Annotated in this window: 16 protein-coding genes; 7 read left to right on the top strand and 9 right to left on the bottom strand. The window is 64.9% G+C overall.

Translation table 11 applies throughout. From position 1 onward, the window contains the following. Positions 1-56: 56 nt before the first annotated feature. From gyrA to QX132_RS03730, 3 genes are all read right to left on the bottom strand, one after another. A complete protein-coding gene (gene gyrA, locus QX132_RS03740; RefSeq protein WP_315756621.1) occupies positions 57-2,807 on the bottom strand; it encodes a DNA gyrase subunit A in 2,751 nt (916 codons plus the stop codon). Between the two features lie 170 nt (positions 2,808-2,977). Beyond that, complete coding sequence (locus tag QX132_RS03735; RefSeq protein WP_315810950.1) at positions 2,978-3,376, bottom strand: DUF2306 domain-containing protein; 399 nt, start codon at positions 3,374-3,376, stop codon at positions 2,978-2,980. A 58-nt stretch (positions 3,377-3,434) separates the two neighbouring features. Then, entirely contained in the window at positions 3,435-3,935 is a 501-nt protein-coding gene (locus QX132_RS03730) for a single-stranded DNA-binding protein (RefSeq protein ID WP_315738108.1), read from the bottom strand. Between the two features lie 461 nt (positions 3,936-4,396). Here QX132_RS03730 and QX132_RS03725 point away from each other — a divergent pair, with 461 nt between their 5' ends. From QX132_RS03725 to uvrA, 6 genes are all read left to right on the top strand, one after another. Further along, positions 4,397-5,152: an outer membrane protein gene (locus tag QX132_RS03725; protein WP_315780069.1), complete on the top strand. Its 756-nt coding sequence runs from the start codon at positions 4,397-4,399 to the stop codon at positions 5,150-5,152. Positions 5,153-5,344: 192 nt separating this feature from the next. Next, a complete protein-coding gene (locus QX132_RS03720; RefSeq protein ID WP_316160125.1) occupies positions 5,345-6,100 on the top strand; it encodes an outer membrane protein in 756 nt (251 codons plus the stop codon). Positions 6,101-6,373: 273 nt separating this feature from the next. Further along, positions 6,374-7,159 (top strand): outer membrane protein, encoded by a 786-nt coding sequence (locus QX132_RS03715; RefSeq protein ID WP_315738111.1) that lies wholly within the window; start codon positions 6,374-6,376, stop codon positions 7,157-7,159. 212 nt (positions 7,160-7,371) lie between these two features. Beyond that, entirely contained in the window at positions 7,372-8,112 is a 741-nt protein-coding gene (locus QX132_RS03710; protein ID WP_315738112.1) for an outer membrane protein, read from the top strand. A 286-nt stretch (positions 8,113-8,398) separates the two neighbouring features. Beyond that, entirely contained in the window at positions 8,399-9,043 is a 645-nt protein-coding gene (locus QX132_RS03705) for a porin family protein (protein WP_315738113.1), read from the top strand. A 275-nt stretch (positions 9,044-9,318) separates the two neighbouring features. After that, positions 9,319-12,306, top strand: coding sequence for an excinuclease ABC subunit UvrA (gene uvrA / locus QX132_RS03700; RefSeq protein ID WP_316160124.1), 2,988 nt, complete (start codon positions 9,319-9,321; stop codon positions 12,304-12,306). 186 nt (positions 12,307-12,492) lie between these two features. Here the strand turns inward: uvrA and QX132_RS03695 are convergent, their stop codons facing one another. The 3 genes from QX132_RS03695 to QX132_RS03685 form a co-directional block, all read right to left on the bottom strand. Further along, positions 12,493-12,822 carry a hypothetical protein gene (locus QX132_RS03695; RefSeq protein WP_315738115.1) on the bottom strand — a complete coding sequence of 110 codons (330 nt, stop codon included), beginning with the start codon at positions 12,820-12,822 and terminating at the stop codon, positions 12,493-12,495. Between the two features lie 235 nt (positions 12,823-13,057). Beyond that, complete coding sequence (locus QX132_RS03690) at positions 13,058-13,375, bottom strand: hypothetical protein (protein ID WP_315810946.1); 318 nt, start codon at positions 13,373-13,375, stop codon at positions 13,058-13,060. Positions 13,376-13,568: 193 nt separating this feature from the next. Continuing rightward, entirely contained in the window at positions 13,569-14,561 is a 993-nt protein-coding gene (locus QX132_RS03685; RefSeq protein ID WP_315738117.1) for a lipase family protein, read from the bottom strand. Positions 14,562-14,835: 274 nt separating this feature from the next. Here QX132_RS03685 and QX132_RS03680 point away from each other — a divergent pair, with 274 nt between their 5' ends. After that, the gene (locus tag QX132_RS03680) at positions 14,836-15,480 is read left to right on the top strand and encodes an HAD hydrolase-like protein (RefSeq protein ID WP_315780081.1); all 645 of its coding nucleotides are present in this window, start codon (positions 14,836-14,838) and stop codon (positions 15,478-15,480) included. A 128-nt stretch (positions 15,481-15,608) separates the two neighbouring features. Here QX132_RS03680 and QX132_RS03675 read toward each other — a convergent pair whose 3' ends face one another. The 3 genes from QX132_RS03675 to QX132_RS03665 all read right to left on the bottom strand — a co-directional run bounded on the left by QX132_RS03675 (position 15,609) and on the right by QX132_RS03665 (position 18,278). After that, a complete protein-coding gene (locus tag QX132_RS03675; RefSeq protein WP_315797540.1) occupies positions 15,609-16,541 on the bottom strand; it encodes a cytochrome D1 domain-containing protein in 933 nt (310 codons plus the stop codon). A gap of 276 nt (positions 16,542-16,817) precedes the next feature. Further along, positions 16,818-17,372 (bottom strand): SRPBCC family protein, encoded by a 555-nt coding sequence (locus QX132_RS03670; protein WP_316160122.1) that lies wholly within the window; start codon positions 17,370-17,372, stop codon positions 16,818-16,820. A gap of 114 nt (positions 17,373-17,486) precedes the next feature. Next, a complete protein-coding gene (locus QX132_RS03665; protein ID WP_315810944.1) occupies positions 17,487-18,278 on the bottom strand; it encodes a UPF0149 family protein in 792 nt (263 codons plus the stop codon). Positions 18,279-18,851: the final 573 nt, after the last annotated feature.

Raw genomic sequence — 18,851 nt, 5'->3', positions numbered from 1 at the left:
TAGCGGGAAGACTTGATTCCTCCTCTATTCGCTACTTCCTATTCGCCATTCGCAACTCACTCGCCATTCGCACCTTCAGTCCCGTTCCCACCGGTGCCGTTCTCGGTCTCCTCGCCGATATGCTCCACCGAAACGACGTGCTCATCATCGGCGGTGTCGAACACGATGACGCCCTGGGTCGAGCGTCCCGCGATGCGGATGCCGTCGACCGGGCAACGGATCAACTGCCCCTTGTCCGTCACCAGCATGATCTGATCGCCATCCTCGACCGGGAATGAGGCGACGAGCTTGCCGTTGCGGTTGTTGACGGACATCGCGACGATGCCTTTGCCGCCGCGGCCGGTGGTGCGGTACTCGTAGGACGAGGTGCGCTTGCCGTAGCCGTTGACCGAGACGGTCAGCACCACCTGCTCCTGCGCGGACATCTCGACGTAGCGTTCCTGCGACAGCTGGATCGCGCCAGCGGCCGCCTCCTCGCCCTCGGTCTCGACCGGCTCCTCGGTGGCAGCATCGCCCGACATCGCCCGGCGCATCTTCAAATAGGCCGTACGCTCGTCCGAGGTCGTCTCGACATGGCGCAGGATCGACAGCGAGATCACCTTGTCACCGCCGGCGAGCGCGATGCCGCGCACGCCCATCGAGGTCCGCCCGGTGAAGACGCGCACGTCGGTGACGGGGAATCGGATGCACTGCCCGCCCGACGCCGTGAGCAGCACGTCGTCACGCTCGGTGCAGATCTGCACGTTGACGATCTCCTCGCCCTCGTCGAGCTTCATCGCGATGATGCCGGAGCGGCGCACGTCGACGAAATCCGACAGCTTGTTGCGGCGGACGTTGCCGCCGGTGGTGGCGAACATCACGTCGAGATTGGCCCAGGAGGATTCATCCTCCGGCAGCGGCATGATCGTGGTGATGCGCTCGCCCTGCTCCAGCGGCAGGATGTTGATCAGCGCCTTGCCGCGCCCGTTGGGCGCCGCGATCGGCAGCCGCCAGACCTTCTCCTTGTAGACCTGGCCGCGCGACGAGAAGAACAGCACCGGCGTGTGCGTGGAGGCCACGAACAGCCGGCTGACGAAATCCTCCTCGCGGGTCTGCATGCCCGAGCGGCCCTTGCCGCCGCGACGCTGCGCCCGATAGGCCGACAGCGGCACGCGCTTGGTGTAGCCCGCATGCGACACGGTCACGACCATGTCCTCGCGCTGGATCAGGTCCTCGTCCTCGACCTCGCCTTCCTGCTCGGCGATCACGGTGCGGCGCGGCGTGCCGAACTCCGCCTTCACGGCGGCGAGCTCGTCCTTGATGATGCCCTGAACCCGCGCCCGCGAGCGCAGGATGTCGAGATAGTCGTTAATCTCGACCTTGAGCTTGTCGAGCTCGTCGGAAATCTCCTCGCGGCCGAGCGCGGTCAGGCGCTGCAGACGCAGGTCGAGAATCGCCTTGGCCTGCTCGAACGACAACCGGATGGTGCCGTCCTCGGCCAGGCGATGGCGCGGATCGTCGATCAGCGTGATGATGGCCTCGACGTCGCGCGCCGGCCAGTCGCGCGACATCAACGCCTCGCGCGCCGTCGCAGGATCGGGCGAGGTCCTGATGACCCTGATGACCTCGTCGATATTGGCCACGGCCACGGCAAGGCCGACCAGGATATGAGCGCGGTCGCGCGCCTTGTTGAGCAGGAACTTGGTCCTGCGCGTGACGACACGCTCGCGGAACGCGACGAAGATCGTCAGCAGGTCCTTCAACGTCATCGTCTGCGGGCGGCCGCCGTCGAGCGCCAGCATGTTGGCGGCGAAGCTCGTCTGCAGCGGCGTGAACTTGTAGAGCTGGTTGAGCACGACGTCCGGCACGGCGTCGCGCTTCAGCTCGACGACGACGCGGTAGCCGTCGCGGTCGCTTTCGTCGCGCAGGTCGGCGACGCCTTCGATCTTCTTCTCGCGCACCAGCTCGGCGATGCGCTCGACCATCGTGGCCTTGTTCACCTGGTAGGGGATCTCGGAGATGATGATCGCCTCGCGATCCTTGCGGATCGTGTCGATCGTCACCTTGCCGCGCATCATGATCGAGCCGCGGCCCAGATGGTAGGCCGAGCGGGCGCCCGCGCGGCCAAGAATGATGCCGCCGGTCGGGAAATCCGGCCCCGGAATGATGTTGATGAGGTCATCGATCGTGAGCGCGGGATTGTCGATCAGCGCGATGCAGGCATCGATCACCTCGCCGAGATTGTGCGGCGGGATGTTGGTGGCCATGCCGACCGCGATGCCGCCGGCGCCATTGACCAGCAGGTTCGGATATTTGGCCGGAAGAACCGACGGTTCCTTGTCCGAATTGTCGTAGTTCGGCTGGAAGTCGACGGTGTCCTTGTCGATGTCGTCGAGCAGCGGGATCGCCGACTTGGCGAGCTTGGCTTCGGTGTATCGATAGGCGGCCGGCGGATCGCCGTCGACGGAGCCGAAATTGCCCTGGCCGTCGATCAGCGGCACGCGCATCGAGAAGTCCTGCGCCATGCGCACCATGGCGTCGTAGATCGACTGGTCGCCATGCGGATGATATTTACCGATGACGTCGCCGACCACGCGCGCGGACTTGACGTATTTCTTGTCGGGCGTGTGCCCCTGCTCGTACATCGAATACAGGATGCGCCGGTGCACGGGCTTGAGGCCGTCGCGCGCATCGGGCAGCGCTCGCGACACGATCACGCTCATCGCGTAATCGAGGTAGGAGCGTTTCATCTCGTCGAGGATGGAAACGGGACGAATGTCGGAAGGTCCGCCCGGCTCGCCGGGCTTCTCATCTTCTTTATCGGACAAAGGGGATACCGGTCGGTTTTGACACGCGAAAATCGCTTGGAATCATATAGCGCAGGAGCGCGCCGCAGGCCACCCCCAAACCGAGGTGGGCTGCGCTTTTTCTGCTCGCCTTTCCAGGGACTTAACCACATGACACGGCTCCGCGAGGCTTGCTCGGGAACCGTCTCTGGCTAGGGCCCGAAGACCACCTTGTGCATGATCCGTCCGGGCAGCAGCGTGAACAGTCCGGCAATCACGAGGGCACCGGAAAACAGCGTGATCATGGCCCGGCGATGGGCCGCCACCCGATGGCGGTGCGCAGCCCACACCGCAAGCGGCAGCACGGCCAACGTGTAGAGCGACAGCAGGTGGATCGGGCTCCATGGCCCGACCAGCCGGATGGTGTGGATCCAGAACGAGCTGACCGCAACGGCCGCCATCAGCGCGACCCAGACCCAGCCGATCGTTCGATGCGGCAAGGTCCCCTTCGGGGCCGCGAACTGGACGAGTCCCAGCGCAAACGCCGTCATCGCGGCGACGGCGTGCAGCTGGACGGCGGGTTCAGCAGCGAGCAGCGGTGCGAAGCTCATGCAACACCCCCGTGGTCAGACGGCAGCGGCCTGAACGTCGTGCGGCCGCCCCTGCGCCTCAGAACGGAATGTCGTCGTCCATGTCGCTGTTGCGTCCGCCACCACCGGCCGAAGCGACCGCGCGGCGCGGCGGCGCCATCGACGGACCGCTGCTGCCGAAATCGCCGCCACCCATGTCATCGGAGAAGCTGCCGCCACCGCCGCCGCCCCGGCCATCGAGCATCGTCAAGGTCGAGTTGAAGCCCTGCAGAACGACCTCGGTCGAGTACTTCTCGACACCGCTCTGGTCGGTCCATTTGCGGGTCTGCAGCGCGCCCTCGATGTAAACCTTGGCGCCCTTCTTCAGATACTGCTCGGCGACCTTGCAAAGACCCTCGTTGAAGATCACCACGCGGTGCCACTCGGTCTTTTCCTTGCGCTCGCCGGTCGCCTTGTCGCGCCACGTTTCCGACGTCGCAATGCTTAGATTGGCGATCGGCCGCCCATCCTGCGTACGCCGGATCTCGGGGTCCTTGCCAAGATTGCCGACCAGAATCACCTTGTTCACACTACCCGCCATCACCACTCTCCCGCGGTTCTCGATCATCGGACCGGCCGTCCACACCGGCCTCACGGCGTCCGGTGGCTAACCCTTCCTCTCGCGGCGGACCCTATACGGTTGCCGCGCGGTCCACCCGCCCTGTCCATTGCTTATCCACATATAGCAGGCGGAAGGCCATTGTTCCAGTTTTGTTCGCGCGCATATGTCCACAACCGTGCGTCGAGTTCCGCGGAACTCGACGGAACCGCAAGTCCTCGCAAATGGAACCAGGAAAAAGTTCCCTATTCACGAAAAAGGGATTAACTTTCATCAAGTTAGCTCGCCGCACTTCCTCCTCGGCTGTGGCTTTTGGGAGACGGTATCCAGGGTTGAATAGCGTATATTTCTGGACGGATTGGGGCCGCAAGCGTGGTCGCACCAACTTCACAGAAGTGCGTCTCCGGGGACCAATTGGAGACGCCCAACGCGGGAGACTTGGGATGAAAAGAATTTTTCTCGGAGCTGTCAGCTTAATGGTTTTGGGGGCGCTGACGCCGGCGGGAGCCGCCGATCTCGCCGCCCGCCCGTACACGAAGGCCCCGGTGGTGGCGCCGGCGCCACTTCCGACCTGGGCCGGTTTCTATCTCGGTCTGCAGGGCGGCGGCGGCTGGGGCCGAAGCAACGAGACCTTCTTCGGAGCGCCCAATACGGCGATCTTTGCCGGCACCCAGAACTATAACACCAGCGGCGGCTTCATCGGCGGTGTGGTCGGCTACAACTGGCAGGTCGACAACATCGTGTTCGGTCTCGAGGGCGACTATCACTGGGCCGACATCAACGGCCGGTCGGGCGTCATCAACGCCGGTCTCGGCGATACCTACTTCACCAGGCTGCGCGGCTTTGGCGACATCAAGGGCCGCCTCGGCTGGGCTGCGGGTCCGGCGCTGTTCTTTGTCAGCGGCGGCGCTGCCGTCGGCGATCTCCAACACCGCTACGACGCAGCGCTCAATGGCGGCGCGGCGAATAGCTTCGCTCAGAACAACTGGCGCTGGGGTTGGACGATCGGTGCCGGCGCCGAGTACATGTTCGCGCCGAACTGGTCGGCCAAGGTCGAATACAACTATCTCGACTTCGGCAAGAGCTCGATTCAGTACAGCGCGGTTCCGGCCAATCGCTCCGAGTGGAGCGACACCGTGCACACCGTCAAGGCCGGCGTCTCCTATCACTTCAGCGGCCCGATCGTGTCGCGCTACTGATTGCACGCGCAAATCGAATGTGTCGAAAGGCCGGCTTCGCGCCGGCCTTTTTTGTGTGCCAGAACCGGTACTTGCTGGGCCGTTGTGTCATTTGGGTGACGGCTTTTTACGACGGAAGGGGCTATCAAGGTCCGGCGGGTGGGCGTTGGTGAGAGTGTGCGTGCGGGCGTCGGACTTGGTTTGGGGAATGCGATGAGAAGGCTGTTGCTGGGGGCGACAACTTCGCTGGCGCTGGGGATTGCGCCGGCCATCGCTGCCGACTTGCCCGCGCGCACCTTCACCAAAGCGCCTGCGATGATCACGACGATCTATGATTGGAGTGGCTTCTATATCGGCCTGAATGCCGGTGGCGCATCGGCCCGCACCTGCTGGACCAACAAGGTCAGCTTCGCCGGCGTGGCCGCAACCAACGCGGAAGGCTGCCATGATACGACCGGCGCGCTGGCTGGCGGCCAGATCGGCTATCGCTGGCAGGCCGGCGGCTGGGTGTTCGGCGTCGAAGGCCAGGGAAACTGGGCCAACCTCAAGGGCAGCAACACCAGCCAGTTGGTCCCGCCCGTGACCAACCAGACCAAGATCAATGGGATCGGCTTGCTCACCGGCCAGATCGGCTATTCCTGGAACAACGTGCTCTGGTACGTGAAGGGCGGCGCCGCGGTTGCGGGTGAGAAGTACAACGGTCTGTCCACGGCAACTGGCGGTGTGCTCGACCAGTCCAGCGCCACGCGCTGGGGTGCGGCTGTCGGCACCGGCGTCGAGGTCGGCTTCGCCAAGAACTGGTCGGTCGCAGCCGAATACGAGCACCTGTTCATGGGCAACCGCACCCTGGGCTTCTCGGGCGTTCCCGGTGGAGCCGCGGGCCGGACCGATGCGGTCGGCCAGGACGTCGACATGGCGACGGTCCGCGTGAACTATCGCTGGGGCGGCCCCGTCGTATCCAAGCACTGACTTTTCCAAGCGCTGACCCTCGAGGACTGGCGGTCGAGGGTCTGACGCGCCAAGCGCTCACCCGCCCCTCGCGCTTCGGGACAGCTCTGCGATCTGCACGACCGGTCGCGATCTTTACCAGCGCTTAAGTACGTTCGGCACATCCCGCCACGCGCCTGCTCCCGATCACGAGTTTAGAAAGCAGTCTCTCCTACAACCAGCAACAGGCCACCTTCGCGTGGGCCCGGATCGGAGGGATCCGGAGCGTGGTGTATTGGGACTGGGGAGAGACGAATGCAGAAGACGACCTTGATCTTGACCGCAAGCGCCGCGGCGCTGGGACTGGCGCCGGCCTCAGCGGCCGACTTCGCGACGCGCCCTTACAGCAAGGCGCCACCGCCGGCCTATGTCACGCCGCTGCCGAACTGGGCCGGGTTCTACCTCGGCGTCAATGGCGGCGCCGATTGGAGCCACAACTGCTGGACGCTCAATCGCGTCGGCGGCGTGCCGGTCGTGCCGACCCAGTCCGAAGGCTGCCACAATGCCTCGAGCGGCCTCATCGGCGGCCAGGTCGGCTATCGCTGGCAGGCGGCGAGCTGGGTGTTCGGCGTCGAGGCCCAGGGCAACTGGACCGACCTGAAGTCGTCCAATGCGAGCACGGCGGCGCTGGCTGCGGGCATCACCAACAACACCAAGACCGATGCGATCGGCCTGTTCACCGGCCAGGTCGGCTACGCCTGGGGCAACGTGCTCTGGTACGTGAAGGGCGGCGCCGCCGTCACCCACAACAAATACACCGGCACGGCGAATGCGGCTGCGCCCTTCCCGGTCGGCACGCTGCTGGATTCCGCCAGTGAGACCCGCTGGGGCGGCACCGTCGGCACGGGCGTCGAGTTCGGCTTCGCGCCGAACTGGTCGGTCGCCGTCGAGTACGACCACCTGTTCATGGGCTCGCGCGACATCAGCTTCCCGGCCACCGCAACCGTGCTGTCGCGCGTCGATACCATCAAGCAGGACATCGACATGGCGACAGTCCGGGTGAACTATCGATTCGGGGCGCCGATGGGCACGCGCTACTGAAAAAAGCCGCCGCTCGCACGCATTCGGAAAGGCCGGCCCTCGCGCCGGCCTTTTTCGTGTCAACAGCCCGGCAGCGTCGCGGCGTTTTTGTGCTAAATATATGATTTATAACGCTTTTTCGTTTCTGTGGCGGGCGCGTTACAGCCTCACCGGGATGCCCTGTGTATGACTTGCCCATCGCTTGTCATTCCAACCTCCCGGGGGAGAATTTGATGAAGAAGTTGTTTGTGATCACGACGGCGCTCGTCGGCATCGCAACGGCCACGTCCGCTTCGGCGGCCGACATGGCGGCACGTCCCTATACGAAGGCGCCGCCGATGGTCGCGCAGATCCTGAGCTGGTCGGGCCTCTACGCCGGCATCCAGGGCGGCGGCGGCTGGGGCACCAGCAAGGAGACCTTCCTCGGCCGCTTCAATGCGCCGGGCTTCCTGGGCACCCAGAACTACAACACCAATGGCGGCTTCGTCGGCGGCGTGGTCGGCTACAACTGGCAGGTCGACAACGTCGTGTTCGGCCTCGAAGGCGACTATCACTGGGCCGACATCAACGGCCGCTCCGCCGTGGTCAATGCCGGCCTCGGCGACACCTTCTTCACCAAGCTGACCAGCTTCGGCGACATCAAGGGCCGCCTCGGCTATGCCGCCGGTCCCGCCCTGTTCTTCGTCAGCGGCGGCGCCGCGGTGGGCCAGTTGCAGCATCGCTATGACGGCGTCCCCGGCAACGTCTTCAGCCAGAACACCACCCGCTGGGGCTACACGGTCGGCGCCGGCGCCGAATACATGTTCGCGCCGAACTGGTCGGCCAAGCTCGAGTACAACTATCTCGACTTCGGCAAGAGCGCGATCCAGTACAGCGCTTTCGCGACCAACCGCTCCGAGTGGAAGGACACCGTCCACACCGTCAAGGCCGGCCTCAGCTACCACTTCGGCGGTCCGGTCATCGCCAAGTACTGACACCTGCAACCGACAGGTTCCGAGAAAGGCCGGCGAAAGCCGGCCTTTTTTGTTGCCCTGATGCCACCTTGCCGGCTCGCCACACCCGGAACCAAGCAGTTGAGTGACATAGGCTTTCTGGAACTTGCCCGTAAAAACGCGGTTTGGCCGCGAGTGTGTCTTCAGGGTGACGGTAATCCGTACGGAACCGGGCTATAGGAACCTCGTCAACTTGAACGGGTGAGTCTGTTTCGTGCGTAAAACTCTCGGTGCGATGCGGACTGTTAGGAATAAACTGGAGACTGGAATGAAGAAGATCCTGCTCGCGACCGTGGCCTTGGCCGCCCTGGCCGCTCCCGCTGCCGCCGCTGATCTTGCCGCGCGCCCGACCTACACCAAGGCGCCGGTTGCCGCGCCTGTGCTGACCTGGACCGGCTTCTACATCGGTGCCATGGGCGGCTATGCCAACGAGGATGCTGACTTCGCGGCCATGAAGGGCGGCTTCGCTGGCGGCACCGTCGGCTACAACTGGCAGCAGGGTGCTGTCGTGTTCGGCCTCGAGGCCGACGCCGCTTGGGCCGACATCAACGCAAACGTTGGCGCGCTCGGTGTCAACGCCGAATCCAAGATCCGTGACTGGGGCACCGTCCGCGGCCGCATCGGCTACGCCTTCGGCCCGACCCTGCTGTACGCGACCGGTGGTTACGCCTGGGCTGACAACCGCGTCTCGCTGACGGCTCCGGGCTTCGCCGCTTCGGACAGCAAGATCCACTCCGGCTGGACCGTCGGCGCTGGCGTCGAGTACATGTTCGCCCCGAACTGGTCGCTGAAGGGCGAATACCTCTACAAGAGCTTCGGTGGCGAGAGCTACACCTTCACCGGCCTCGGCACGCTCGCGACCGGCACGCTCAACGTGCATTCCGGTCAGGTCGGCATCAACTACCACTTCTAAGTCTTCGCCTCCGGGCCAACGCACACAGCCTCCGCTCTGCCAGAGCGGAGGCTTTTTCTTTGCGGGATCGCGCACAAGGCAGGACGGAACCGGCAGCCTCCTGCCATTCGCTGCCATTCCCTGCGCGCATTGTTGATGATTCGCTGACGGCACTGGAAATCCAGCCCCGTTCTTCCTACGTTCCGACGATACCTTTTCCCTCTGGCGTCCGATGGCCGGCTTCCGGCGAACGCGCCTGCAACGATGGCGCGACTCTGCGCCGTGGGACGATCGTCATGGATGAAGTGCTCAAGGCCAAGCAGCGCGCGCAAGCCAACCAGTCGAGCCTGCGGGCGATCACGATCCGCGGCGCCCGCGAGCACAACCTCAAGAACATCGACGTCGAGATCCCGCGCGACAGGCTCGTGGTCTTCACCGGCCTGTCCGGTTCCGGCAAATCCTCGCTCGCCTTCGATACGATCTATGCCGAGGGCCAGCGCCGCTACGTCGAATCGCTGTCGGCCTATGCGCGCCAGTTCCTTGAGATGATGCAGAAGCCTGATGTCGACCAGATCGACGGCCTGTCGCCGGCGATCTCGATCGAGCAGAAGACCACCTCGAAGAACCCGCGCTCGACGGTCGGCACGGTCACCGAGATCTACGACTACATGCGGCTGCTCTGGGCGCGCGTCGGCGTGCCCTACTCCCCGGCCACCGGCCTGCCGATCGAAAGCCAGACCGTCTCGCAGATGGTCGACCGCGTGCTGGCGCTGCCCGAGGGCACCCGCCTCTATCTGCTGGCCCCGGTCGTGCGCGGACGCAAGGGCGAGTACAAGAAGGAGCTCGCCGAATATCTCAAGAAGGGCTTTCAGCGCGTCAAGATCGACGGCACCTTCCATGAGCTCGCCGAGGTGCCCACGCTCGACAAGAAGTTCCCGCACGACATCGACGTCGTCGTCGACCGCATCGTGGTGCGCCCCGACATCGGCCAGCGCCTCGCGGAGAGTTTCGAGACCGCGCTGAAGCTCGCGGAGGGACTCGCCGTGATCGAGTTCGCCGACGCGCCCGCCTCCGCCGCCCCGGCCGAGGAGAAGAAGAAGACCGCCAAGATCCATGACAAGAGCGGGCCCGAGCGCATCCTGTTCTCGGAGAAGTTCGCCTGCCCAGTCTCCGGTTTCACCATTCCCGAGATCGAGCCGCGGCTGTTCTCGTTCAACAATCCCTACGGCGCCTGCCCGGAATGCGGCGGCCTCGGTGTCGAGCAGCACGTCGATGCTGATCTCGTCATTCCCGACAAGGACGTCACCCTGCGCAAGGGCGCGATCGCCCCCTGGGCCAAGTCGTCCTCGCCCTATTACCTGCAGACGCTGACAGCGCTCGGCAAGTTCTACAAGTTCACGCTCGACACCAAGTGGAAGGACCTGCCGAAGAAGACGCAGAACGCGCTGCTGCACGGCTCCGGCGACGACGAGATCAAGTTCACCTATGAGGACGGCGTCCGCGCCTACGACACCAAGAAGCCGTTCGAGGGCGTGATCACCAACATCGAGCGCCGCTTCCGCGAGACCGAGAGCGAATGGGCGCGCGAGGAGCTCGGCAAGTACTTCAACGACGTGCCCTGCGCCGGCTGCAACGGCTTCCGGCTGAAGCCCGAGGCGCTGTGCGTCAAGGTCGCCGGCAAGCACATCGGCGAGATCTCCGAGCTCAGCGTCAGGGCTGCCGGCGAATGGTTCGCCGAGGTGCCGAAGGCCCTGAACGCGCAGCAGACCGAGATCGCCACCCGCATCCTCAAGGAGATCCGCGACCGCCTCACCTTCCTGCTCGACGTCGGCTTGAACTATCTGACCCTGGCGCGCTCCTCCGGCACCTTGTCGGGCGGCGAGAGCCAGCGCATCCGCCTGGCGTCGCAGATCGGCTCGGGCCTGACCGGCGTGCTCTACGTGCTCGACGAGCCCTCGATCGGCCTGCACCAGCGCGACAACGCCCGCCTGCTCGACACGCTGAAGCGGCTGCGCGACCTCGGCAACACCGTGATCGTGGTCGAGCATGACGAGGATGCCATTCGCCTCGCCGACTACGTGCTCGACATCGGCCCCGGCGCCGGCACCCATGGCGGCAACATCGTCGCCGAGGGCACGCCGGCCGAGATCATGCGCAATCCGGCGTCGCTGACCGGCAAATATCTCACCGGCGAGCTCGAGGTCGAGGTGCCCGAGCGGCGGCCGCCGAACCATCGCCGCACCATCAAGGTCGTCAACGCCCGCGGCAATAACTTAAAGAACGTGTCGGCCGAGATCCCGCTCGGCCTGTTCACCGCCATCACCGGCGTCTCCGGCGGCGGCAAGTCGACGCTTCTCATCGACACGCTCTACAAGGCGATCGCGCGCAAGCTCAACGGCGCCAACGAGGCCGCCGCGCCGCACGATCGCATCGAGGGCCTGGAGCACATCGACAAGATCATCGATATCGACCAGTCGCCGATCGGCCGCACCCCGCGCTCCAATCCCGCGACCTATACCGGCGCATTCACCCCGATCCGCGAATGGTTCGCCGGCCTGCCGGAATCGAAGGCACGCGGCTACGAGCCGGGCCGCTTCTCCTTCAACGTCAAGGGCGGCCGCTGCGAGGCCTGCCAGGGCGACGGCGTCATCAAGATCGAGATGCACTTTTTGCCCGACGTCTACGTCACCTGCGACGTCTGCAAGGGCAAGCGTTACAACCGCGAGACGCTCGACGTGCTGTTCAAGGGCAAGTCGATCGCCGACGTGCTCGACATGACCGTCGAGGAAGCCGCCGAATTCTTCAAGGCGGTGCCGCGCGTGCGCGACACCTTCGAGACGCTGCGTCGCGTCGGCCTCGACTACATCCATGTCGGCCAGCAGGCCACCACGCTCTCCGGCGGCGAGGCGCAGCGCGTCAAGCTCGCCAAGGAGCTGTCCAAGCGCGCCACCGGCCGCACGCTCTACATCCTGGACGAGCCGACCACCGGCCTGCACTTCCACGACGTCAAGAAGCTGCTGGAGGTGCTGCACGAGCTGGTCGCGCAGGGCAATTCGGTAGTGGTGATCGAGCACAATCTCGAGGTCATCAAGACCGCCGACTGGGTGATCGATCTCGGCCCCGAAGGCGGCGACGGCGGCGGCGAGATCGTCGCCTGGGGCCCGCCCGAGGACATCGTCAAGGCGCCGCGCAGCTACACCGGGCAGTTCCTCAAGCCGGTGCTGGAGAAGTCAGCCAAGCCGAAGAAGCGCGGCCGGGGCGCAGCCAGCGAGGCGGCGGAGTAGTTGCCCTCAATTCCCTTGTATCGATCGTCGTTGCGAGCGAAGCGATCCAGGGCCGCGTGCGCGTCTCTGGATTGCTTCGTCGCTTCGCTCCTCGCAATGACGCATGTGGTCGATACCGGTTCATCACAGCAAAGCCCGCCACTCTCTACAGAGCGGCGGGCTCGATGTTTCCACAACGAACTCAGATTACCACTGGCGATAATATCCGCTGCGCGTGCCGTTGTTGTTGCCGCCCGGGCCGACGTCGCCCTGGGTCGAGCTCGGGGTCGGATGGTTGGTGCCGTTGTAGCCGGTGCCCCAGCCCGGGCCGTCATACGGGCCCGGCGCGACCGCGACGTAGCCTTCCTCATAGACCGGCCCCGGCGCCCAGGCGAAGGAATCGCGGTAGGCGTAGGTGCTGGTGACCTGGCCACCATAGCCGTAGCCGCCCGGGCCGTATTCGCCGGCCGAGGCCGCAGCGGTGCCAGCCACGAGCGTGACGGCGGTCAGCACGGCGAATCCAAACGTGCGCGTCATGAACTTGCTCCTTCGTTCCTAATTCTCGGAGAACAAACGATATCGATCCATCCAAGGTTCCGCCGGTCCCCACAACAATCGTGCGACACAACGCGACGCTCCCCTTCGCGCGACCTCGTGATCCAACGGCTTCGTGACATCGCCGACACGCGCAGCGAACCCGTCCGACACGACAAACCAGCTGCTCTTGTCGAGCGGCGGGTTTGATCGCCTAACGTTTAACGCGAGATGGCGGCTACCACTGCCGGTAGACACCGGTCAGCGTACCGTTGTTGTTGCCGGACGGACCGACATCGCCCTGGGTCGAGCTCGGAGTCGGATGGTTGGTGCCGTTGTAGCCGTGGCCCCAGGCCGTTGTACCCCACGCTACTTCACCCGGCGCGTAGGCCGGCGCCGGCGCGGCGTCATACACCGGCTCGGAATCGTTGCCCTGTGTCGGCGGCCCCCAGGCCATCGAGTCGCCGTAGCGGGCATAGCCCTGCGCGGATGCGGCGGCGGTGCCGAGCACCAGCGTGGCGGCGGCCAGCGCGGCCATCTTGAGCGTGCGTTGCATGTGTCTCTCCTTGCGTCTGTGCGGGGGTCAACGACCGCACTGCGCCAGGCGTTCCTGCAGCGCACGCTCACAAAAGCCGTGAGAGATTATTGATCGGATTCGCGTCAAAACCCTCTTGCAGACCTGCGGGAGCAGGCTCGCAAGAGGGCAACGCGAGACGCGACCCGGACGGCGACGTCCCCTGATCAGCAGCTCACGCTGCGACGGCGACCGCCCGCGGCCGCGCCACGCCGGTCTTGGTGACCCCCGGCAGCGGCGGCGCCGTCGTGCCAGTCGCGTGCGGGAAGTACTGCAACTGCATGGAATGCATGTAGCCGGCTTCTGCGGTCCAGGAATCGTTCGTCTCCACGATCGGCGTGATCGTGAACAGGTCCGGATTGCTCGGCACGATCGACGTATAGGTCGGGATCGTTGCGCTGAGGATCTCAAGCGGCTTGTAGATCGAGTAGTAGTTGGTGTCCTTCAGGACCGGCGCCGGCGGCGCATAGGTGACGAGAATCCCTTTCAGATTGGCCCATCCCATCGGCACGATGTCGTTGCTGTTGACCGCCGCATAGTAGGTATAGGCCTTCGCGAAGGTGGTCGCGAAGCCCGCGTTCCACATGGTCGGAGCCGCGAAGGTGTGCGGCCACAGCGTGAACTTCAGCGACGAGTTCAGCTTCGGCAGTTGATCCTGCAGCCACGCCGTCGCCACCACGGCGAGCGCGCCGCCCAGGCTGTGCCCGGTCACCATCAGTTGCAGATTCTGCTTGGCCGCAAGGCCGCGCAGATAGTCGAGCAGCGACAGGTCCGTCGCGGGATCGGTGAGCGCGATGACCAGCGCCAGCGCATCGTTGATCCCGGCACTGATCTGCAGCGGCGAGCCGGCCTGCTGCGGATACAGCCACGGCACCTGGAAGACGGCATCGACGTCGGCGAGCACGTTCTCGAAGGCACCGCCGACCGAGCCGTCGACATCGGTGCCGCGGAACGCCAGCGCGTAGCTGCCGTCGCTGCCTTGCGCGACATAGGCGAGCACGCCGTTGTTGACCGCCGGGCCCCAGACGAGCGACCACGGACCGTTCGCTGCGCCCGACGGAACGGACTTCAGCATCGTCACGAAATCGCTCGGCTGAACCGTATCGAGCGCGTCGTCGATATAGGCGAAGTAGGACAGATACGCTGCAGCAACCTTGTTGAGGGCCATGTGAAATCTCTCTGGCTTGAATGATGAAAACAAATTCGATCAAATTGGGCAGGCAGACTCTGATCCGCCGGCGCATCGGGATCATAGACCGCGTTATTTCCAGGTGCACATCACAACATGTTCAACCCCTGATCGTCGAACGTCACCATGGAGCTGCGACACGCAAGGGTCGCATCTCATTGCGCGCCGCCCCTCCCATTGCTATGGCGCAGGGACTGTCGCAGGACGACACGCCTCGACGATCATCAGCCCCTCGCCGCGCTCACCCCACGCGATGCCATATTCCCTCGTCATCTTCGATCTCGACGGCACGCTCGCCGACAGCTTCCCGTGGTTTCGCACCCACGTGAATGCCGTCGCTGTGCGGTACCGCTTTCGTCAGGTCGAGGAGCAGGACATCGACGGGCTGCGCCATGCCTCGACCCGTGAGATCCTCGATTTCCTTCAGGTGCCGCGCTGGAAGCTGCCCTTGATCGCGCGCCACGTGCGCCGGCTGAAGACGGCGCATGCAGCAAGCATCCCGCTGTTTGCAGGCGTCGACATCATGCTCGACACGCTTGCCGCGAACGGCACCATGCTCGCATTGGTCTCGTCAGACAGCGAGGCCAACGCGCGGCAGAAGCTCGGATCGCGCGCCGGTCTGTTCGCCGATTTCGATTGCTCGGCCTCGGTGTTCGGCAAGGCACGGAAGTTTCGCCGGGTGCTGAAGCGGCTGCGCGTCGACCCGGCCCAGGCCATCGCGATCGGCGACGAGACCCGCGACATCGAGGCTGCGCGCGCCGCCGGCATCGCCTTCGGTGCGGTGACGTGGGGCTATGCCGCGGAGCAGGCGCTGCGCGACCACCAGCCGGAGATGCTGTTCACCCGGATGGACGAGATCGTGGAACGGTTGGTGGTGCCCGCCAGACGAGATTCGTAGCCTACATCAGCGCCAGCGACATGCAGGGATAACGACGAGCCTCGATACCTCCCCGCGTCATTGCGAGCTGCGCTCGCAATGACGCGGGCTGCAGATGCAACTCCATTCCCGCCACCGGCGGACCTGCCTCACCGCCGCAGGAACGCGCCGAACGCGCGCGGGCCGTTGCCGACCTTGATCTCCCCTGTGACCTTCAGTGCGGCCACGTCGATGACGCTCAGGATGTTGCTCTCCCAATTGGCGACGATGACGCGCCGGCCGTCGGCCGTCGCCTCGATGCCCTCGGGATAGTCGCCGACATTGATGCGCTGGAGCGGCTGCAGGCTCGCCAGGTCGAACACGCTGACCGTGCCGTCATACTGGTCGGTTACGAAGCCCCTGCCCTGCGCCAGCGCCACCGCATAAGGCCGCAAGCCGGTCTTGACCCGGCCGATCTCGCGACGCTCGGCGAGGTCGATCACCGAGACGTCGTTGGAGGCGACATTTGCCGTGTAGGCGCGCTTGCCCTCGGCGTCGATGGTGACACCGAACGGCCGCGTGCCAACCTTGATGGTCGCAAGGCGCTGGCGCGTCGCCGTGTCGATCACCGAGACCATGTCGTCGTCGCGGTCGGCGGAGAGCAGCAGCTTGCCGTCTTGTGTCACCGCAAGCCCCGACGGCGAGGCGCCGACCGCGATGCTGCCGGTCACGGTCCGGGTCTTCGCATCGATCACGCGAATTGCGGCGTTGTACCAGTCTGCGACGTAGACCGTCGAACCGTCCGGCGTCACGGCAATGCCGAGCGGGCCGCCACCGACCTCGATCCGTCCAACAACCTTTCGCGCGACAGCGTCGACGACGCTGATGCTCTTGTCGTCCGGACTCGCCACATAGGCGAAGCGTCCGTCGGCAGCCACCGCAACGCCGGCCGGCTTGCCGCCTATCGGGATCGTCGCCACCGGCTTCGAGGTCGCGAGGTCGACGATGGTCAGATCATCGCTGAGCTGATTGGTGACGAAGGCTTCTTCGGCGTGGGCACTGGCGCAGCAGACGAGCACGGCTGCGAGCAGAAAAGCTCGAATAGGATCTGAGAGACGATGAGTGGCACAGCGGCTTGCCTTGTACCCACCTCGCCCCGCTCTTGTCCGCCGTAGCTCGCAGAGCGAAGGCGAATGCGGGGCCGCGACGAGCTTCGCTCGCGCTGAGAGGTCGGATTGCATCGCCAGATGCAATCCGGGTGAGGGGGCACAGGTCTCACCACCCACACCACCCGTTCGGCTGCCCCTCACCCCAACCCTCCCCCCGTAAGAACGGGGAGAGGGAGCGCAGCGCTGACTTGGCGACATGGTCGCATCCAATCAGCTCCCGCTCTCTACCTTCTTCTTCAGTCCCTCGAGCCCGCCCTTGTAGAGCCCGGTCACCGCATTGACCGCGGCCTCGTCGCTCAGCTCCGGCGGCGGATCGTTGTTGGGGAAGCCGCGGTAGAACGCGCCGGTCCATTCGACCACGCTGCCTTTGCCATCCGCACTCGGCGTCACCGCGATGGTCGACGAGTAGTTTGTCACCGGCAGCACCTTCACATCGACCGCCGTGATCCGGTACGAATAGCTCATCTTCTCGGCGTCGTATTTGTAGAGCTCCTCGTCGACCGTGGCGCCGCCCTTCAGGGTCAGCTTGCGGGTGGCGCCGATCTCGTTGCCCTTGTCGCCCGCGGTCTTGTCGACGACGCCGAGCCAGCTCATGTCCTGGAAGTTGCCGATCACGGCCCACACCTTGGCGGGTGCGGCGTTGATCTCGACGTGCTCCTGCACCTTGCGCCGGGTGGGACCATGCGCATCCGCCGTGCTCAAAGCCGTCGTTGCGATCGCGAGCGCCGCCGTCGCGGCCAGCGCCTTGCCGAACACCATCCTCATCTCGTTTCCTCAACCATTTTCGTTTGGCCGGCGCATCTGGCGCGGCGGACCCATCTTTGCACCGCTCCCGATTGTTGCAACAAAAAAGACCGTGTCGTGGCGCTCGAAAGCGGGTCAATTGGCGCCACAGCAGCGCTTGTATTTCTGGCCGGAACCGCACGGACAGGGATCGTTGCGGCCGACCTTGCCGAAGGAGGCGAACGGATTGGGTTGCTCAATGAAGGCGGGCGCGCCGGGCACGGGCGCCCCGCTCCGCCGATGACGGTTGAGGGTCAGCACCGCATGGCGGATGTCAGCAGGTGCTTCGCGGTCGAGCCTGGTATTCTCGACGCGGTCGGCATTCTCGTCGCGCGCCAGCTCGATCGCCACCATCAGGCTCAGGGCCGCCTCGCCCACATCGCCGTCGACGTTCCGGTAGGCCTTGAACCGCTCTTGACGCAGGTCCACCGCCGCAGCGAAGCCGTCGATCCACAACTCCCAGATCACACTGCCGTCGATCGGATCGACCGGATAGCGCGGCTGATACAGCTCCGGCGTTTGCGTGAGCGTCCGGGCGATCTCGTCATGATACGCCATCACCAGGTCGAGCACCGCGTTGGCATGGGCGATGCTCGCAAACACCGAGTGGCGGCCTTTGCCGAACCCGAACGCCGCGGCGAACCATTCGCCGGGCGGGACCTGCTCCGGCAGGACCAGCAGGCCGGCGATGAAGCCGTCGAGCTCCTCCAGCACCATGGCGCGGTCGTCGAGGGCGAGCAGCGCCTGGTCGAGCTCGTCGTGACGGTTGGCCTGCTCCGACATCTGAAACCCTGCTTCCCTCACCCGCGTCGCGACCTGATTTGCCCGACGCGCACGCCGCGAAGGCGTGACGCGACCGTTTTGACACCAAAACGGCCATGCGCGCAAAATCTATATTTCGACGCGGGATCAGCGCCATCACACCTGTCCAGTCGTGTCGCGAAAAATATTCTTCTTTCGTTTTTTCGGAATTTGCGTTCTTCTGGGTGCGTCCTGCACTCACGAGAGGGGCGCTTCGCGGTCGTCACGGGCGTTGAGTGCGGGATGCGATGGACGTCACGGGCCCGGCGCAAATGCGCAGACGACGGGTCCGGCGGCGGACGGCGAAATCGTGTGGTCCTGACCTCCCGACGCTGAGGTCAAGCTGGTGGTGATGCTCACGCATCGCGCCGGTGACGGTGGCCAGAAAGCCCGGTGCACCGAGGAGACCACGTATAAGCCGTAACACCATCGCGCAGGGAAGGCCGGGTCATCTCGGCTGAGCCTGTGGTTCCTGCCCCGTGCATTTTTCCCGCACGGGGGCCGCGGGCATCAGCGGATGCCCGGCCTTCCCTGCGCCCTCTCACTTCGAGGAGGGCAGAATATGATGCAAAGCCCGGACGCCATTCGCACGCGGGAACGAGGACTCATGTCTCTCCGTCATCGCGAGGAGCAAAGCGACGAAGCGATCCAGAGTCTTTG

The organism is Bradyrhizobium sp. SZCCHNRI20481, from assembly GCF_032485055.1.
Taxonomy (GTDB): Bacteria; Pseudomonadota; Alphaproteobacteria; order Rhizobiales; family Xanthobacteraceae; genus Bradyrhizobium.
The sequence above is the reverse complement of the archived record's forward strand: the minus strand, read 5'-3'. Positions and strand labels throughout refer to the sequence as shown.